We start from the raw sequence: 15832 nt of genomic DNA on the forward strand, positions 1-15832 counted from the left end.
GTTGAGTTCTCAAGGAACGGACGCTTCCTTCGTACTCACCCGAGAGACTCTCTCGCGGCTTTCCTCCGGGCGCTTCCCTTCGGTCTTGCGTTTCCAACTCTATCAGTGTTTTTCCGACTCCCTGACCGCCGCCCCGCAGACATGCAGAAGGCGACCCCGAGATAGGATCTGACAAGTTGGGTGCTGCCGGGCAAGGACGCCGAGTTGCGTCACTCAGCCCCAAGCAGGGGTACGACTGTACACGGGGCCGGAGAGCCGGTGCAAATCGATTGAGGGTATGGTCTAGACCTCTAAGGGAGAGTTCTCACGCGGAACCCGTACTTCCTTTGACATACCCTGCTCGACAGTGTGCCGTCCGGGACAGGCAGTGACGGCGCTCCTCTGATCTCCACCCCTGGGAGGCTTCCCATGACCACCGTGACGTCCCCTCTTGCCGGACGCGCCATCGGACTGGCAGCGGTGCCGGATCCGGTCTTCTCCGGGGCCATGGTCGGCCCGGGCACGGCCATCGACCCCGTGCGTGAGCCTTCTGAGGCTGTCGCGCCCGTGGACGGAGTCATCGTCTCGCTGCACCCGCATGCTTTCGTCGTCGTCGACGAGCAGGGACACGGTGTACTCACCCACCTCGGCATCGACACGGTGCAGCTCAACGGTGAGGGCTTCGAGCTGCTCGTGAACAAGGGCGACAACGTCACGCGCGGTCAGGGCGTGGTGCGCTGGAACCCGGCCGCGGTCGTGGCCGCCGGCAAGTCTCCGGTCTGCCCGGTCGTGGCATTGGAGGCCACGGCCGAGGCGCTCGCCGAGCTCCGTGAGGACGGCGATGTGAAAGCAGGCGACAGTCTCTTCGTCTGGAAGTGACATCGGCGCCGTCGTACGACGGCAAGTAGGGACAACCACCGCGGCGGCGGGACCCGCCGCACTATCGGAGACGGGTGAGATGGAGACAACGCTGCGAGGCGTCGGCGTGAGCCACGGTGTGGCCATCGGCGAGGTTCGGCACATGGGAACGGCGGTGCTCGAACCGCCTGCCAAGCAGATTCCGGCGGAGGACGCGGAGCGTGAACAGGGGCGCGCCCGCAAGGCCGTGGAAGCCGTGGCGGCCGACCTGATGGCGCGCGGCAATCTGGCAGGGGGCGAGGCCCAGGCGGTGCTCGAGGCGCAGGCCATGATGGCCCAGGATCCCGAGCTGATGGCTGACGTGGAGCGGCGTATCGCGGTCGGAAGTACGGCCGAGCGGGCGGTGTACGACGCCTTCGCCGCCTACCGCGCTCTGCTTGCCGGTGCGGGTGAGTACCTCGCGGGTCGGGTAGCCGACCTGGACGACGTGCGGAATCGTATCGTCGCCCGGTTGCTCGGGGTGCCGATGCCGGGTGTTCCGGACAGCGACGAGCCGTACGTCCTTATTGCGCGTGACCTCGCACCTGCCGACACGGCGCTGCTGGACCCGGCTCTGGTCCTCGGTTTCGTCACCGAGGAGGGCGGGCCGACCAGCCACAGCGCGATCCTGGCGCGGGCGCTCGGCGTTCCTGCTGTGGTGGCTCTGCCCGGCGCGGGTGAGATCGCCGAGGGCACGATGATCGCCGTGGACGGGAGCACCGGCGAGATCTTCGTGAATCCCAGCGACGAGAGGAAGGCGCGGCTGGAGGCCGAGGCCGCCGAGCGCAAGGCCGCTCTGGCCGCTTCGACCGGTCCGGGGGCCACCTCCGACGGTCACAAGGTGCCGCTGCTGGCCAACGTCGGTGGTCCGGCCGACGTGCCGGCTGCTGTCTCGGCCGGAGCTGAGGGCGTCGGGCTTTTCCGTACCGAGTTCCTCTTCCTCGACGACAGCAAGAACGCTCCTTCGAAGGAGAAGCAGGTCGAGGCCTACCGGCAGGTTCTCGAGGCGTTCCCCGAGGGCCGTGTCGTCGTGCGCGTGCTGGACGCGGGTGCGGACAAGCCGTTGGACTTCCTCACGCCGGCCGACGAGCCGAATCCGGCGTTGGGCGTGCGTGGTCTGCGGACGCTGCTCGACCACCCCGAGGTGCTGCGTACGCAGCTGACGGCGCTGGCGAAGGCTGCCGAGGGGATGCCGGTCTACCTCGAGGTGATGGCCCCGATGGTGGCGGACCGTGCCGATGCCAAGGCGTTCGCGGACGCGTGCCGTGAGGCGGGGTTGCAGGCGAAGTTCGGTGCGATGGTGGAGATTCCGTCGGCCGCGCTGCGGGCTCGGTCGATTCTGCAGGAGGTCGAGTTCCTGTCGCTGGGGACCAACGACCTCGCGCAGTACACCTTCGCCGCGGACCGTCAGGTGGGTGCGGTGTCCCGTCTGCAGGATCCGTGGCAGCCCGCGCTGCTCGACCTGGTCGCGCTGTCCGCCGAGGCGGCGAAGGCCGAGGGCAAGAGCTGTGGTGTGTGCGGTGAGGCCGCTTCCGACCCGCTGCTCGCGTGTGTGCTGACCGGCCTCGGTGTCACCTCGCTTTCCATGGGTGCGGCTTCGCTTCCTTATGTCCGGGCGACGCTGGCGAAGTACACGCTGGCGCAGTGTGAGCGGGCGGCGGCGGCCGCGCGGGCGGCGGACAGTGCTGAGGAGGCGCGTGGCGCCGCCCAGGCGGTGCTGTCCGGCGAGTAGGCGGGCCGGGCCTGCTGTCGGCTTTCGATGAGGGGGCGCTCCGCCCAGGGTGGAGCGCCCCCTTGGCGTTCAGTGGCGGTGTCCAGGCGTCTGTCCTTCGTCTCCGAGATCGGGCGGCGTGCAGTAGTCGACGTCCGATTCGGGCGAGATGAGGTCACCGGATTCGACGTCGGTGCAGTAGGCGTCGAAGACTTCTCCGGCCGTGAGGGGCTCGATGCGCTCGCCGCGCAGGCGCCAGCCGTAGATGCGGTCGGGGTTGCCGGGAGCGCTGGTGCGCATCACGAGTCCGCCTGGGCTCTGGGTGCCGAGAGCGAGGGCCAGGACGGTGGTGAATTCGAGGGCTTCGGCCTCGTCGAGTTGGGTGGCGCCGTCGGCGTCCTCGTGGGCATGGAGAACGGCGACGAGTGTTTCCGGCGTACCGGTGACGCTGCAGACGAGGTGTCGGTCCCCCGGCTGGGCCGTCTCGAGGATGCGGACAAGGAGGTGGGAGGCGCGGACGAAGGCCGCGCGGCCGATGTCCTCGCCGCAGGAAGCACAGGAGCCGAGGCGGGCGAGCAGGGTGCTCGCGTATTCCCAGGTGGCCTGTCGGACGGCTTCGTCGACGAGGGCCGGTACGAGGTCGGCCAGGGGCTGGCCCTCGTAGGGGATGGCCGGGCCGGTGGTCGCGAGCTCGGCCGTGAATCGTGTGCGGCTCGAGGGGATGTCGGGGTCGAGGCCGGCGTCCGCACAGAACTCGGCGTATTCCTCCGGGTCGAAGAGGGCGACCGTGGTGTGGCTGCCTTGAGAGGCGCGTGTCCTGAGGAGGTCTTCGACCTGGTGGAGGTAGGTCTCGTGGTCGTCGAAGGTGAACGTGCGGTAGCGCCGCATCGCGCGGAAGTCGTGTTCGTCGGTCAGCAGCCCGATCGTGCCGACGATTTCGCGGCGCAGGACGCGTCGCATGGTCTGGTGGTCGGTGTGCGCCATGTTTCCCCCTGTACGCAGTCGATCAATGCTCACTCACAGTAATCGACGGCACTGACAATGGCGTCCGGTGAGGCGGCCGCTGACGATGCGGGGATGGATCAGGCAGGTCACGGCGATGGCGGCGTCGAAGGCGGTCCAGCCGACCGGGCCAGCGGCGATGGCCGCAGTGACGGGCAGTGATCCGACGCTGCTGGATGTTGCAGTGGACGAGGCCGTGGACCCCGAGGGCTCGGTCGGCGTTGGCGACGGCTCGCTGGGCGGCCTGGTAGCGGACGCGGTCCGGTCCCTCGACGCGGGTGGCGAGAGCCGGGTGAGGACGCGGGCGGCGCGGTCGCCGAAGCTGCCCACGGCAGAGAGAGCGAGGAGCAGGGCGTAGGCCACACGACAGCCGCGTCGGCGACCACATCGCCGAGCTCAAGCCGGCGGACGGGGCGCGGCTGGCCCCGGACTTCGCGGTCGTACTCGGCGAGTCCGAGGCCAGGGCGTCGGTCAGGCGCGCTTGCGCGCCAGGTCCTCGTAGAAGTGGAGCAGGTCTAGGTTGTCGATGGAGCCCGGGTTGACGGCCTTCTCCAAGGAGGTGCCCTGGAGCAGGCGCTTCACGGGGACCTCGATGCGCTTTCCGGTGAGGGTGTGCGGGATGCCGGGCACCTGGATGATCTCGTCGGGGACGTGGCGGGGTGAGAGCTGTTCGCGGATGGTCTGCTTGATGCGGTTCAAGAGCGCCTCGTCGAGGACGGCTCCGGGGGCCAGGTGCACGAAAAGGGGCATCCAGTAGCCGCCGTCGGGCTGCTCGATACCGATGACCAGGGATTCCTTGATTTCGGCAAGGCGTTCGACGGCTTCGTAGATGTCCGCCGACCCCATGCGCACGCCCTGGCGGTTGAGCGTCGAGTCGGAACGGCCGTGGATGACGACGGAGCCGCGTGAGGTGACGGTGATCCAGTCGCCGTGGCGCCATACGCCGGGGTAGGTGTCGAAGTAGCTCTCGTGGTAGCGGCTGCCGTCCGGGTCGTTCCAGAAGTAGATCGGCATGGACGGCATGGGATTGGTGACCACGAGCTCGCCGACCTCGTCGATCAGGGGTTTGCCGCTCGGGTCCCAGGACTGCAGGTCGGTGCCCAGCCCGGGCGCCTGGAGCTCGCCCATGTAAACGGGGAGGGTCGGTACGGCTCCTGCGAAACAGGAGCACACATCCGTGCCGCCGCTCACGGACGCGATCCACAGGTCGTCGCGGACCTCGTCGTGCAGCCAGCGGAACCCGTCGGGTGGGAGGGGCGAGCCGGTGGTGGCGACGCACTGGACCTTGGAGAGGTCGTGGTCGCGCCCCGGGCGCACGCCGGCCTTGCGGCAGGCCATCACGTACGCGGCCGAGGTGCCGTACAGCGTGGCCCGGGTCCGTTCTGCGACCCGCCACTGGGCGTCTGTGTCCGGATAGCCGGGGCTGCCGTCGTAGAGAACGATCGTCGTGCCGGTGAGGAGGCCGGAGACGAGGAAGTTCCACATCATCCAGCCAGTCGACGTGTACCAGAAGAAACGGTCCTCGGGGCCGAGGTCGCAGTGCAGGCCGAGCTGTTTGAGGTGTTCGATCAGGATGCCGCCCTGGGACTGGACGATGGCCTTGGGGAGGCCGGTTGTGCCGGAGGAGTAGAGCACCCACAGGGGGTGGTCGAAGGGCACCTGTTCGAAGACGGGATCCACGTCGGCGCTCGTCAGGGCCGACCATTCCAGGGCGCCTTCGGGAGCTTCGGTGCCGAGGAGGGAAATGTGGACGACGGCTCGCAGGGTGGGCAGCTCGCGCCGCAGTTCGGCGACGGTGTCGCGGCGGTCGTGCTTCTTGCCGCCGTACCGGTAGCCGTCGATGGTGAACAGGACCACCGGTTCCACCTGCTGGAAGCGGTCGAGGACGCTGCGGGCGCCGAAGTCGGGGGCGCAGGAGGTCCAGACGCCGCCCACGGCGGCCGTGGCGAGAAGGGCCACGACGGCCTGCGGGATGTTGGGGAGGTAGCCGCTGACGCGGTCTCCGGGGCGTACGCCGAGGGCGCGCAGCTCGGCGGACAGGGAGCCGACCTGGCGGCGCAGTTCGGACCAGGTCACCGGGCGCGGCTCGTGGGTTTCGTCGACATACAGGAGGGCCGGTTCGTCCGTACGGGTCGCACTCGCGCGCAGGGCGTGTTCGGCGTAGTTCAGGGTCGCGCCGGGAAACCACTGGGAACCGGGCATCGAGCGGTCGGCGAGCACGCGCGCGTAGGGGGTCGAGAACCGTACGTCGAACCACTCCGTGACGGCTTTCCAGAACGTGTCCAGTTCGTCGACGGACCATCGGTGCAGTGCGGCGTAGCCGCCCTCGGACGGGGCGCCGTGGTGCTCGGCCGCCCAGGTCTGGAACCTGGTGACCTGTGCCTGGGCGATGCGTTCCGGATCAGGCTGCCAGAGCGGCTGGGGGTTCACGGTCGACATGGGGCGGCTCCCGGACTGTGCGCGTCGTGTGCGTCCTCCGCGCACGGGCTGGGGTGTGCGCGTGACGCGGCTGACACGGACGATGCCATGTGATCGACTCCTGCACCAGGGCGTGCCCCACATAGTCCGTGTCGTGAAGATGTGGCCTAACCATGTGGTCAGAGCCATTCTTAAGTGGTCACATCTCACGTTCTCTCACAGAGGGGCCGTAGAGCCCCTCCCACGTGACGGCAGCAGCGCGAAGATCCTCCACGTCCGGCTTCACGTACCACTTCTTCGTCGTCTTCACGTTGGCGTGCCCGGCCCACCGCGCGAGGATGTGATCCGGGACCCCGTTGTTCGCGAGGTAGGTCAGACAGGACGCTCGCGCGTCGTATAGACGCACCCGCCGCAGTCCGAGCTTGGCCATGAGCCGGTAGGCCTCCACCCGAACGTGGCGGATCTTCAGCGGCTGACCGACCTCGTCCACAGTCACGTAACCGCTGTCGACGTAGTCGCCGCCAAGCGCCAACTTTTCGCGGGCCTGGCACGCCCTGAACTTCCTCAGCGCATCGACGAGCGGTCCAGGTGCAGGAAGATCCCGATCTCCCGCCTCCGACTTCGTGTCCTTCTCCACGACCTCGTTGTTGTTCATCAGAGTGCGCGTGATCGTGATCGACAGGGTGCGCGCCTCAAGGTCGATGTCCTCCCAGCGCAGACCGCACACTTCGGCCGGCCGAAGGCCCATCAGGCCGAGGAGGAGCGGCGCGTACAGCCGCTCGTCCAGAATGCCGGCGACGAAGAGGCGTACCTCGTCTGGAGTCCAGGGCGGAACTTCGACCTTCGTCTTTCGCTCCGCCTTCCGGGCCTTCCGTGGGATCGACACGTTCTCGGCCGCGTTGATGGCGACCAGACGCTTCGTCACGGCCCGGTTCAGCGCCTCCTTGAGCCTGCCCAGCGCCATGTCCACCGTGGTCGTGGATAGCCCCGTCTGCCCGTTGCGCGGGCGGACCCGGCCTTCGGTGAGCATCCAGTCGCGGAACTCCTCGACCTGCTCCTCGGTCAGCTCCTGAAGCCGAATGTGGCTGAGCTTCTTCCGCACCGGTTTCAGGGTGGTCTGGTAGGAGTTGATGGTCGTGACCTCAAGGTCTTCCGCCAGCTTGGCCAGCCACAGATCAAGCCACTGCCCTACCGTGATCTCGTTCGGCAGGATGAGCGTGCCGTTCGCCTTCTGGCCACGGATGCGGTCGACCTCTGCCTCTACCTCCTTCCTTTTGTCCTTGGTGATGGTGAGTTGATTGCGCTTCATCACCGGGTTTCCGGTCGCTTCGTCGATGATCACCTCACCGGACACCGGGTCCGTCTTGGGTGAATAGCCGACGTCGATAACCGTGCGGTAGCGGACCTTGCCGCTACCCAGCACGATCTTTTTGATCTCTGCCACTTTTCTCCTCTCTCGCGGTTCAGCCACCACCCCTCAGAGGGAGGCAGACCTCGAGGGCGAGCACCGGCGCCACGGCGATGCCGGCGCACAGGGCTGTGGTGACTGGCGTTCTGGTGGGTTCCTCCGTCGGCGGCCACCCTGGCGGGGGCTCGGCCGACGGAGTCGGTTCGGGCTCAGGTGGTGTGGGTGGGGGGTTGCTGCCCGGGGGTTGTGTCTCTTCGGGTTGGCTCGGTGTTGCTGTCGACTCTGGTCCTTCCGCGCCGGGCATCCGCGATGCGGTGGCCATCGGGCGCGTGGACGTGGAGTCGCTCGGTGTGAGGCTGGCGCTTTCGTCCGGCGTTGGGACGCTCCCAGACTGCGACGGGCTGACGCCTGGCGTCGGGCCGCTGGGCGGCGGTTGAGTGTAGCTGGGCGCCGGGACCGCCGTCGGTGCGGAGGACGGCGGGCGGCTGCCGTCATCGTCCTGCCATGGTGCGTAGGCCAGGAGTATGGCGGTGGCCGTAGCTGCTGCGGCTGTTGCGGCCGCGGTGGCTACGAGTTGGCCTCGGTTCGACTGCCACGCCTCGCGCGCGACCTGAACGAGCGTCACACCCAGGGCGGCGAACCCGCCTCCAATGTAGAGGCCTAGGTGCTTCTTGCGGCGGGCTGGCTGCCGGCCGCCGGGTGGTGGTTCGGGTTCCAGTCCACTTCCGTTGGCGGCCTGCTTGGCCTGTTGTTCTGTCGGTTCGGGCGACGCCTGGAGGGCGTGCAGTATCCATTCGCTGTTGCGCTCGGCACGTATGTCGCGCAGCTGCCGGTTGAGGTCCGCCCTCAGCCGCCGGAAGAGCAGCAGGATCACGATGAAGTTGGCGCCGAGCCCAGCCGCGAGAACGATCCAGCTCATTCTCGTCCCCTGTTACACGGTGGGTCTCGGTGTCCGCACAGATCGTGCATATATGCGGGCTACACACGATGCGTCGGAGGTGACCTTATGTGACCCGAGTAAACACCCATCGTGACAAAACCGTTACTATCCGGTGCGGGGTGGTCGCTCCTCCACGGCTCGCACTGGTGGTGCCGGCGATTCTGTCCCCGTCTCCAGCTCCCCGCCCTCCACGCGTTCGGCGAGGCGGCGCAGGGCGGGCGCACGGTCCGCGGCGGGCAGTTCCGCGATCATGTCCATGATGATGCGCTGCCGCTCCGGCGTGAGCCTGGCCAGCGGATCGGGGAGTGCATCGGAGCGCTCCACGTCCTGGATCTCGATCTCTCGGAGGATTGCTGCCGCTTCCGGGTGATGCTCGGCGAGCCGCGCGGATGTGACGCCGACGGTGTGAGCCATGTGCGCCAACGTCTTGGCCGGCGCATTTACGCGGTCGGACTCGCCGGGCTTGCCTTTCCAGCCCTTTTCGATCTGTCGCCAGCGGAAGCCCTTGATCCTGATGGGTGTCCTGTCGGCGGCTTCTTCGGGGCTGAGGCCGCGCGCTTGGCGGGCGAGGCGAATGAGCTCTGCCTCGGGCGGCGGCTTGGGGGGGCCGTGCTCCGAGCCCATGGCTACGTCCTCCTACTCCTGTGAACTTTCGTCAACTTCAGTCAACTGTCCCAGGTTGGCGTGCTCCGCCCCAAGCCGAGTAGCCCACCGCACAACTCATTCACAAACGGGATACTACTTACCGCTACTTTCGTCTTGACTTGCTTCTACTTCTCACTACTCTTGTGGCATGTCTCCACCCACCCAAGACCCACAGAGACTCCAGCGCCGCCGCATCCAAGCCGGACTCAACAGGACCGAACTGGCCCGGAAAGTCGGCATCAGCAAGTCCTACATGGGACGCCTCGAGCGCGGGCTGGCCAACGCCTCGCCCCGCGTCCTCAAGTGGCTCGCTGAAGGCCTGAGCTGCGACGTCGCCGACCTGATGCCGCCCGCACCGGGCACGGACAGCACGGCAGGTGCCGCCTGATGGCCGCCGTCACCGTCCCGACCCTCGACGAGGTACGTGCGTGGCCTGCCACGGTCAGCGTGCCGCAGGCCGCGTCGGCGCTCGGCGTCTCCAAGAGCTACCTGCATGCGCTGATCAAGACCGGTGAGGCGCCGGTGAAGGTGCTGCCGTTCGGCGGCCGTCACCGGGTGATCACCGCGTCGCTGGTGCGGCTGCTGGAAGCCGCCTGATGCGGGCCCGCGTCCGAGGCCTCCTCGGCTGGCTGTGCCCGACCTGCGAGCACCGGAATCCGAAGCCCCGGATGCAGTGCCGGAAGTGCCGCAGGGACCGCCCGCTGGGCGCCTGATCCCACCCATGAACGCGCCGAAGGGCCGCCCGACTGCCAGGCCCGGCGACCCCACGACTCGGCGCCTCCACCACAGAGAAAGCAGAGGTCACCGTGACCACAGAGACTATCGAACCGACCGTCCGGCCGATCAGCGCGCAGAGCGACGCCGCTGAGGCCCTCGTCGCCCTGATCAGCATGTTCGGGCACCTGCCGGGCGGCTACATCAAGATCTTCCAGCAGTTCACGTCCCTGCCTGTGGACCTGGGGCTTCAGCTGGACTCACCGCGGGACTTCGAGCAGTGGCGTGCGGTGCTGGGGATCACGCCTTCGGATGTGGAGCTGTGCCATGACGGCGTGAGCGGCTGGCTCCGGGCGGAGGGCGTCTTCCGCGGCGTCGGGGTCAAGATCACGGGGCACGGAGTCGTGCTCCCGGCGAAACAGAACGAGCAGCAGGCCGCCGACGAGATCGCCGAGGTGTCCGCATGAGCGAGCAGACAACCCCCGTGCGCACCGACGAGCTCCGCCCCGGCGACCGTGTCTGGCACCCCTTCGACCTCGTCTGCTTCACCGTCGCCCACGAGCCGAAGCAGGAGACGGGGCTGCACTTCGAGGGCGAGCCGGGCCTGCGGGTCACGGGCACGACTGACCGCGGCGAGACGGTTCACGTGGACGTCGCCCCGGCGTACAAGTGGCACCGCGGGCCGAAGGCCACCGCCCCGACGACGCACGATCCGCTGGTTGTGAACACGCGGGACGGCGTGTGCTGGACGCGCCGCACGGTCACCCCGGGCGGGATCGCGTTGTACGCCCCGGAGGGTGTGCGTACCTGCCCGAAGTTCGTCATGGCGACGCTGCCGGAGCTGGCCGAGCACGGGATTGTCGGGTCGGCGGATGTGCTGCCGGTGCCGGTGGGCCCGCGGAACACCCTGGACGACTACCGGGGCCGGGTCGACACAGCCGAGGTGTACGCGCGCCGGACGCACGCGCGGATCAACGCGCTGCTGGTCGAGCCGCCGGACCCGCAGGGGTGCGCGTTGTGTGGCGCTCCGGAGGACGGCCACGGGGTGCGTGTCACTGAGGGGTTCGAGCACGAGTGGGTGCGGCCGAAGGACGAGTTGGTCCGTGAGCGTCTGGCGATGCGTCGGGCGCTGGAGCAGAGCGCGTCTGGTGAGCCGGTCCCGTCGGAGCTGGCGTGGCTGCGGGCTCGGGTTGCCGAGTTGGAGGCGCAGCGGGAGTCCGACCACAAGACGTGGCAGCACGACCTGCGTACGGCGCGGGACGAGCGTGAGGTTACGGCCGTCCGTGTCGCCGCGTTGCTGGAGGAGCGGCACGTCACGAACGAGGCGCTCGACGACGCGGTGCAGGCGCTGCGGGCCACCCGCAAGGAGGAGAGCGTCGAAGCGGACACTCTCCCGGCGTGGCTGCACTGGCGCTTCGGGAAGCACGGCCAGCGCTGGACGGTGCTCGGGGAGGAGGACCAGGCGCTATGGGAGCACCACGCCGCCGCTGTCCGTCGGGCGGTCGAGCGGGGTGGCTTCAAGTCGGGCGGTAACGACGAGGCGTTGGCCTTGGGGGGCTTGGCCGAGGAGTCGGCGGATGGGATTGCGCGGCGGATTGTGCCGGTGCAGGCCCTCCGCGAGGACGAGCCCACCGACGTGCCGTGCTCGAAGTGCGGGGACCTCGTCCACTGGGTGAAGTCCACCAACAGCGACGGCGGGTTCTGGCGCCACCGCATCGTGCCGGGGCGCGTCCTGGACCACTTCGGCACGGTCGCCGGGTCTGAGGGTCGCCACCAGTTCGAGAAGGAGTACCTGGGCGAGAGCGGCGCGAAGCGGCGGCTGCCCAACTGCAAGGTGTGCGGTCGCCCGGCGATCGACCCGGCCCACGACGAGGACGTGACGCCGCAGGTGCAGAGGCTGCGGGCGCTCCTCGCCGGACAGCGCGACGCTCAGGCCGGTGAGCGCCCGTGAGCACCGTCACCGAGAACTACCCCGGCGAGCTGGAGATGTTGCGCGGCCTCGTCCGCACCCTCCGCACCGTCGTCCGCGAGAACGACACCTTGCCCGAGGTGCGGCGCCTGCTCTGGGAGCAGGCAAGCGACGAGGGTGCCGCGTACGCCGAGGCCACAGAGAAGAGCAGCCGCCCGGCGGCCGACGCCACTGCCGACCCCAAGGCGACCGGACCGGCCCTGAAGTGGCCGGACGACTGGGACGAGGTCCTCGACACCGCGATCCGCGCCGAGGGCGGCGAGTGGCAGCCGAAGCGCGTCCAGCAGCTCTACCTCGTCCGCTACGGCCGTGGCTTGTACCGGTCCAACGCCCGCCAGTTCCTCTCCAAGCGCGCCCACGCAGGGCTGCTGACGCTGCACGACCGCCCAAACGGCCGCTTCTACACCCTCAACGCCCGGAAGGACGGCCGCTCATGACCGGCCCCGAGCACTACCGCGAGGCCGAACGCCTCGCCGACCGCGCCCACCACTTCACCTACGGCGACGGCGCCGACCCGGTCGTCGGCGCCGCGCTGGCCGCCGAGGCTCAGGTGCACGCGACTCTCGCACTTACCGCCGTGACCGCTCTGGCCGCGCCGATCGTGGGCGAGAACAACGCCGGGCTCCTCGCCGACGAGTGGCACGCCTGGGAAGCCGTCGCCGCGAGCCGCCCGGAACCCATCGCCGAGGACGGTGACGCCGGATGACGACGACCGTGCAGGCCGGGGCTCAGGCCCCGGCTGCCGGCCCGGTCACCCCGACCGGCCGACTCATCCTCCCCCACACCGCTCCCCGGGACGTGTGGCTCGACGCCCGCCGCCAGGGCATCGGCAGCAGCGACCTGCCCGCCGTGATGAACCTGTCCGGCTTCAAAACCCCGCTGCACGTCTTCCATGACAAGCGCGGACGCCTCCCGCACGACGAGGAGTTCTCCGAAGCCGCCCACTTCGGCAACATCCTGGAGGAGCCCCTCGCCCGCGACTGGGCCCGTCGTAACCGGACCGTCGTCGAACCGATCGGGCTGATCGCGAACGCCGACGAGCCCTGGCAGATGTGCACCCTCGACCGGCTCTGTACCGAGTGCCCGCTGGACCGATCTGTGCGGTCGTTGTGCGCGCTCGAGGTGAAGACCCGCAACGCGTTCGTCGCGAAGCTCTGGAATCAGGGCCCGCCGGACGACGTCCTCGCACAGGTGCTCTGGCAGATCCTCGTCACCGGCCTGGACCACATCCACGTCGTGTGCCTCATCGGCGGCCAGGACTACCGGCAGTACACCGTCCGCCGCGACGAGCACGTGAAGCTGGTCGCCTACCTGCACGCCGAGGCCTCACGGCTGTGGCACGACCACATTGTCCCCGGGCGGGCGCCGGCGCTGTCTGGTGAGGAGCCGCCGGACGCGCTGATCGAGCTGTACGACCGGCTGCACCCGGACCGCCAGGGCGTTGTTGTCCTGGACCGCGACGGTGACGCGCACGACGCGATGACCGAGTACGTCGAGGCCGTTGCCATGGAGCGCGCGGCCGAGCGGCGGAAGAAGGCCGCGAAGGCGAAGCTCCTCGCCGCGCTCGGTGGCGCGCAGGCCGCCACCTTCCAGGACAAGCCCTTCTTCTCCATCGAGCAATCCTCCCGCAAGACGCCCGACCTTGAGCGTCTCGCCGAGGAGTTCCCCGAGGCCTACCGGGCGTGCGTCGAGGACAAGTCGTTCGACCGGATTGCCATCCCCCAGTTCGTGCGTAAGGAGTTCGCCGCATGACGTCCCTGACCGAGCGCGCCGAGATGGCCGCCAGTGGCGAGCAGCCCGCGGCCCCGACTGTCCCGCAGTACACCGCCCCGCCCGCTGGGGAGCCGCTTCCCGTCTTCGACTTCGAGGACAACCCGGCGTACCCCACGCCCGAGATGGTGCCGGTACACATCGCCTGGCTGCGGGTCCGGCACGACGTGCGGTCAGTCGCGAAGAACGACCAGCACAAGGAGAAGAACCGCGACACCGGCCAGACGTACGTGAAGTACAACTTCCGCGGAATCGAGGCCGCCCTCAACGCCTTCGGCCCGGCCACGCTCCGCCACGGCGTCAACGTCCTCGCCGTCGACATGACGACCTCGTACCGCGACACCACCTCCTCGCGGAACAGCAAGATGCGCGAGGCCACCCTCGTCACCACCTGGCAGATCATGGGCCCGCGTGGCGACAGCCTGCCCTTGCTGAAGTCGGCGGGTGAGTCTCTCGACTCTGGGGACAAGGGCACCGCGAAGGCGCAGTCTCTCGCGCTGCGGGCGTTGCTGTTCAACACGGGCATGATCCCGACCGGCGACCCGGAGCCTGAGGCAGCTCACGTCGAGCGGGGCGAGGCCCCGCAGCGGTCGGCCACCGACTACCGCGACGAGATCCTCAACCCGAAGACCACGCCCGGTCGCCTGGAACAGATCAGCTACGAGCTCGGCAATGCCCGGATGCTTCACGTCCTGGTGCCGAACGAGAACGGCGACGAGGAGACCCTCGACGCGCTTGGCATGCGGATCTACCAGGAGCGCACCAAGGGCGGTGAGGCGTGATGTTCGTCCGCCGCAGCACGTACGACTCCCTTTACGCCCGGTACGAGTTCGCCCTGGAGCGGCTGGCCAAGGCGCGTGAGGAACGCGGCACTGCCGTGGTCAACCGGCAGCAGATCAGCCGCCAACTCGCCGAGGCCGACGCCGCGAACCAGCGACTCGTGGGACGTAACCGGCGTCTCCGGGAGCTCCTGGAGCACCAGCGCGACAAGGGTTCGCTCGGCATGCTCCGGCAGCACCGCCGCGCGGACAAGCCGCTGCGTCGCGCCGAGCAGGGGGTGAGCGGCTCGTGAAGCTGACCACCCGCCACCTCGTCCGTGGCAAGGGCCGTCACCGCGCGGTCGTCGTCCCGGAGCGCATCGAGGTGCCGCTCGACGACCTCCTCGGCACGCCGTGGCCCGAGCCCCGCCCGCCGTACGGCGCCGCCGTCACGCAGACGTGGCAGGACTGCAAGCCGTGCGACAAGGCGACCGCCGGTGTGGTCCACAAGGACGGCTGGACCTGCGGCGAATGCCTCATCACCACACCCGCCGAGGGGGACGCATGACCGCCTCGCACCAGGCCCCCCACACCCTGGCCAACGCGCTCGCGTGGGCGGAGGACGCGTCCTGCCGTGGCTACGACCTGGACCTGTTCTTCACCGACTCCAAGCGCGGTATTGCGCAGGCCAAGCAAGTCTGTGCCGGTTGCCCGGTCCGCGAGGAGTGCCTCGACGAAGGCCTCCGGGCGGAGGACGGCTCCCGGTACGGCATCTACGGCGGGCTCACCCCTGACGAGCGCGCCGAGCTGGCCAAGGACCCGCCCAGGACCGGCCGGAAGACCGCCCCGTGCGGCACCCCGGCCGCCCACCGCCGGCACGTGAAGAACAAGGAGCCGATCGACGACGCATGCCGCACCGCGAAGCGGGAGGCAGACCGCCGTTGGCGTGCCACCGGCAGCACGAAGGCCCCGTGACCAGCCCGGCAGGGAGCGGCGGTCTGGAGCCGCCGCTCCTCGACTGGCGGGATCCCTCGCACTGGTCCTGGACCGAGAAGCCCTGCCGCTACTGCTCCCAGCCCACCCACCTGCGCGACTCCAAGCGCAAGCCCGCCCACAAGCTCTGCGCCGAACTCGCCATCGCCCAGCAGGCCGCCGAAGCGGCCGACGCCTACCAGATCGGAAACACCAGATGACCAGGCCGAATGTGCGGCCAGCCACAGAAAGGCACCACATGAGCAAGACACCTGACGGTCTGTCCGTCGATATGGCCACCGGCGAGATCAAAGAACCTGCGGAGTTCGCCGCGTTCCTCGTCCAGCACCTGAACGGCCGCGTGCACGTGACCCTCAGTGAGGAGATGCACGAGCTGCTGGAAGCCGTCTCCACGCACGGCAAGAAGGGCCAGCTCGTCATCAAGGTCCTCGTCGAGCCGTCCAAGGGCCACGTCGAGGGAGACCCCCTCGCCATCAGTGTCGAGTCCGACCTGAAGGCCCCCAAGTCCACGCCGCCCGCAGCCATCTACTTCGTCGACGACGACGGCAACCCCTGCCGCAACGACCCGCGCCAGATGCAGCTCGACTTCCGCACCGCCCCGACCACCACCGACTTCAAGGAAGCCTGA

General features: G+C 68.9%; 20 protein-coding genes. 16 read left to right on the forward strand and 4 right to left on the reverse strand.

Features of this window, described 5'->3' with window-relative positions; translation table 11 throughout:
* The first annotated feature begins 408 nt into the window (after positions 1 to 408).
* Together ABT063_RS24530 and ptsP are read left to right on the forward strand one after the other, a co-directional pair.
* Positions 409 to 858 carry a PTS sugar transporter subunit IIA gene (locus tag ABT063_RS24530; RefSeq protein ID WP_351060088.1) on the forward strand — a complete coding sequence of 150 codons (450 nt, stop codon included), beginning with the start codon at positions 409 to 411 and terminating at the stop codon, positions 856 to 858.
* Positions 859 to 937: 79 nt separating this feature from the next.
* Positions 938 to 2608 carry a phosphoenolpyruvate--protein phosphotransferase gene (gene ptsP, locus ABT063_RS24535; RefSeq protein ID WP_351060091.1) on the forward strand — a complete coding sequence of 557 codons (1671 nt, stop codon included), beginning with the start codon at positions 938 to 940 and terminating at the stop codon, positions 2606 to 2608.
* 69 nt (positions 2609 to 2677) lie between these two features.
* On the opposite strand, the gene ABT063_RS24540 is transcribed toward ptsP, so the two are convergent.
* The gene (locus tag ABT063_RS24540; protein ID WP_351060094.1) at positions 2678 to 3571 is read right to left on the reverse strand and encodes a DUF8829 domain-containing protein; all 894 of its coding nucleotides are present in this window, start codon (positions 3569 to 3571) and stop codon (positions 2678 to 2680) included.
* Between the two features lie 67 nt (positions 3572 to 3638).
* On the opposite strand from ABT063_RS24540, the gene ABT063_RS24545 reads away from it, so the two are divergent.
* A complete protein-coding gene (locus ABT063_RS24545) occupies positions 3639 to 3947 on the forward strand; it encodes a hypothetical protein (RefSeq protein WP_351060096.1) in 309 nt (102 codons plus the stop codon).
* A 113-nt stretch (positions 3948 to 4060) separates the two neighbouring features.
* Here the strand turns inward: ABT063_RS24545 and ABT063_RS24550 are convergent, their stop codons facing one another.
* The 3 genes from ABT063_RS24550 to ABT063_RS24560 all read right to left on the reverse strand — a co-directional run bounded on the left by ABT063_RS24550 (position 4061) and on the right by ABT063_RS24560 (position 8979).
* Positions 4061 to 6028 (reverse strand): acetoacetate--CoA ligase, encoded by a 1968-nt coding sequence (locus tag ABT063_RS24550; RefSeq protein ID WP_351060099.1) that lies wholly within the window; start codon positions 6026 to 6028, stop codon positions 4061 to 4063.
* Positions 6029 to 6206: 178 nt separating this feature from the next.
* Entirely contained in the window at positions 6207 to 7478 is a 1272-nt protein-coding gene (locus ABT063_RS24555; protein WP_351060102.1) for a tyrosine-type recombinase/integrase, read from the reverse strand.
* Between the two features lie 982 nt (positions 7479 to 8460).
* A complete protein-coding gene (locus ABT063_RS24560; RefSeq protein ID WP_351060105.1) occupies positions 8461 to 8979 on the reverse strand; it encodes a hypothetical protein in 519 nt (172 codons plus the stop codon).
* Positions 8980 to 9148: 169 nt separating this feature from the next.
* On the opposite strand from ABT063_RS24560, the gene ABT063_RS24565 reads away from it, so the two are divergent.
* From ABT063_RS24565 to ABT063_RS24625, 13 genes are all read left to right on the forward strand, one after another.
* The gene (locus tag ABT063_RS24565; protein ID WP_351060108.1) at positions 9149 to 9388 is read left to right on the forward strand and encodes a helix-turn-helix domain-containing protein; all 240 of its coding nucleotides are present in this window, start codon (positions 9149 to 9151) and stop codon (positions 9386 to 9388) included.
* Positions 9388 to 9597, forward strand: coding sequence for a helix-turn-helix domain-containing protein (locus ABT063_RS24570; RefSeq protein WP_351060111.1), 210 nt, complete (start codon positions 9388 to 9390; stop codon positions 9595 to 9597). The genes ABT063_RS24565 and ABT063_RS24570 overlap by 1 nt, the downstream gene beginning before the upstream one ends.
* A 209-nt stretch (positions 9598 to 9806) precedes the next feature.
* Positions 9807 to 10181, forward strand: coding sequence for a hypothetical protein (locus ABT063_RS24575; protein ID WP_351060114.1), 375 nt, complete (start codon positions 9807 to 9809; stop codon positions 10179 to 10181).
* A complete protein-coding gene (locus tag ABT063_RS24580; protein ID WP_351060117.1) occupies positions 10178 to 11665 on the forward strand; it encodes a phage major capsid protein in 1488 nt (495 codons plus the stop codon). The genes ABT063_RS24575 and ABT063_RS24580 overlap by 4 nt, the downstream gene beginning before the upstream one ends.
* Positions 11662 to 12120, forward strand: a complete 459-nt coding sequence (locus ABT063_RS24585) for a hypothetical protein (protein ID WP_351060120.1) — start codon at positions 11662 to 11664, stop codon at positions 12118 to 12120. Before ABT063_RS24580 ends, ABT063_RS24585 begins: the two co-directional genes overlap by 4 nt.
* On the forward strand, positions 12117 to 12389 hold the full coding sequence (locus ABT063_RS24590) for a hypothetical protein (RefSeq protein ID WP_351060123.1): 273 nt from the start codon (positions 12117 to 12119) through the stop codon (positions 12387 to 12389). The genes ABT063_RS24585 and ABT063_RS24590 overlap by 4 nt, the downstream gene beginning before the upstream one ends.
* Positions 12386 to 13435 (forward strand): YqaJ viral recombinase family nuclease, encoded by a 1050-nt coding sequence (locus ABT063_RS24595; RefSeq protein ID WP_351060126.1) that lies wholly within the window; start codon positions 12386 to 12388, stop codon positions 13433 to 13435. Before ABT063_RS24590 ends, ABT063_RS24595 begins: the two co-directional genes overlap by 4 nt.
* Positions 13432 to 14235, forward strand: a complete 804-nt coding sequence (locus ABT063_RS24600) for an ERF family protein (RefSeq protein ID WP_351060129.1) — start codon at positions 13432 to 13434, stop codon at positions 14233 to 14235. Before ABT063_RS24595 ends, ABT063_RS24600 begins: the two co-directional genes overlap by 4 nt.
* Positions 14232 to 14525, forward strand: a complete 294-nt coding sequence (locus tag ABT063_RS24605; protein ID WP_351060132.1) for a hypothetical protein — start codon at positions 14232 to 14234, stop codon at positions 14523 to 14525. Before ABT063_RS24600 ends, ABT063_RS24605 begins: the two co-directional genes overlap by 4 nt.
* Positions 14522 to 14779, forward strand: coding sequence for a hypothetical protein (locus ABT063_RS24610; RefSeq protein ID WP_351060134.1), 258 nt, complete (start codon positions 14522 to 14524; stop codon positions 14777 to 14779). The genes ABT063_RS24605 and ABT063_RS24610 overlap by 4 nt, the downstream gene beginning before the upstream one ends.
* The gene (locus ABT063_RS24615) at positions 14776 to 15186 is read left to right on the forward strand and encodes a WhiB family transcriptional regulator (protein WP_351060136.1); all 411 of its coding nucleotides are present in this window, start codon (positions 14776 to 14778) and stop codon (positions 15184 to 15186) included. The genes ABT063_RS24610 and ABT063_RS24615 overlap by 4 nt, the downstream gene beginning before the upstream one ends.
* Positions 15183 to 15404 carry a hypothetical protein gene (locus ABT063_RS24620; protein ID WP_351060139.1) on the forward strand — a complete coding sequence of 74 codons (222 nt, stop codon included), beginning with the start codon at positions 15183 to 15185 and terminating at the stop codon, positions 15402 to 15404. The genes ABT063_RS24615 and ABT063_RS24620 overlap by 4 nt, the downstream gene beginning before the upstream one ends.
* A gap of 38 nt (positions 15405 to 15442) precedes the next feature.
* Positions 15443 to 15832, forward strand: coding sequence for a YfdP family phage-associated protein (locus tag ABT063_RS24625; RefSeq protein WP_351060142.1), 390 nt, complete (start codon positions 15443 to 15445; stop codon positions 15830 to 15832).

The sequence above is a fragment of the Streptomyces sp. NPDC002838 genome (assembly GCF_040295365.1).
Lineage (GTDB): Bacteria > Actinomycetota > Actinomycetes > Streptomycetales > Streptomycetaceae > Streptomyces.

Excerpts from the sequence above, each read along its gene's own strand:
- ptsP (WP_351060091.1), top strand. The coding sequence starts at position 938 with ATGGAGACAACGCTGCGAGGCGTCGGCGTGAGCCACGGTGTGGCCATC.
- ABT063_RS24540 (WP_351060094.1), bottom strand. The coding sequence starts at position 3,571 with ATGGCGCACACCGACCACCAGACCATGCGACGCGTCCTGCGCCGCGAA.
- ABT063_RS24595 (WP_351060126.1), top strand. The coding sequence starts at position 12,386 with ATGACGACGACCGTGCAGGCCGGGGCTCAGGCCCCGGCTGCCGGCCCG.
- ABT063_RS24565 (WP_351060108.1), top strand. The coding sequence starts at position 9,149 with ATGTCTCCACCCACCCAAGACCCACAGAGACTCCAGCGCCGCCGCATC.
- ABT063_RS24580 (WP_351060117.1), top strand. The coding sequence starts at position 10,178 with ATGAGCGAGCAGACAACCCCCGTGCGCACCGACGAGCTCCGCCCCGGC.
- ABT063_RS24615 (WP_351060136.1), top strand. The coding sequence starts at position 14,776 with ATGACCGCCTCGCACCAGGCCCCCCACACCCTGGCCAACGCGCTCGCG.
- ABT063_RS24550 (WP_351060099.1), bottom strand. The coding sequence starts at position 6,028 with ATGTCGACCGTGAACCCCCAGCCGCTCTGGCAGCCTGATCCGGAACGC.
- ABT063_RS24560 (WP_351060105.1), bottom strand. The coding sequence starts at position 8,979 with ATGGGCTCGGAGCACGGCCCCCCCAAGCCGCCGCCCGAGGCAGAGCTC.
- ABT063_RS24600 (WP_351060129.1), top strand. The coding sequence starts at position 13,432 with ATGACGTCCCTGACCGAGCGCGCCGAGATGGCCGCCAGTGGCGAGCAG.
- ABT063_RS24625 (WP_351060142.1), top strand. The coding sequence starts at position 15,443 with ATGAGCAAGACACCTGACGGTCTGTCCGTCGATATGGCCACCGGCGAG.
- ABT063_RS24590 (WP_351060123.1), top strand. The coding sequence starts at position 12,117 with ATGACCGGCCCCGAGCACTACCGCGAGGCCGAACGCCTCGCCGACCGC.
- ABT063_RS24530 (WP_351060088.1), top strand. The coding sequence starts at position 409 with ATGACCACCGTGACGTCCCCTCTTGCCGGACGCGCCATCGGACTGGCA.
- ABT063_RS24570 (WP_351060111.1), top strand. The coding sequence starts at position 9,388 with ATGGCCGCCGTCACCGTCCCGACCCTCGACGAGGTACGTGCGTGGCCT.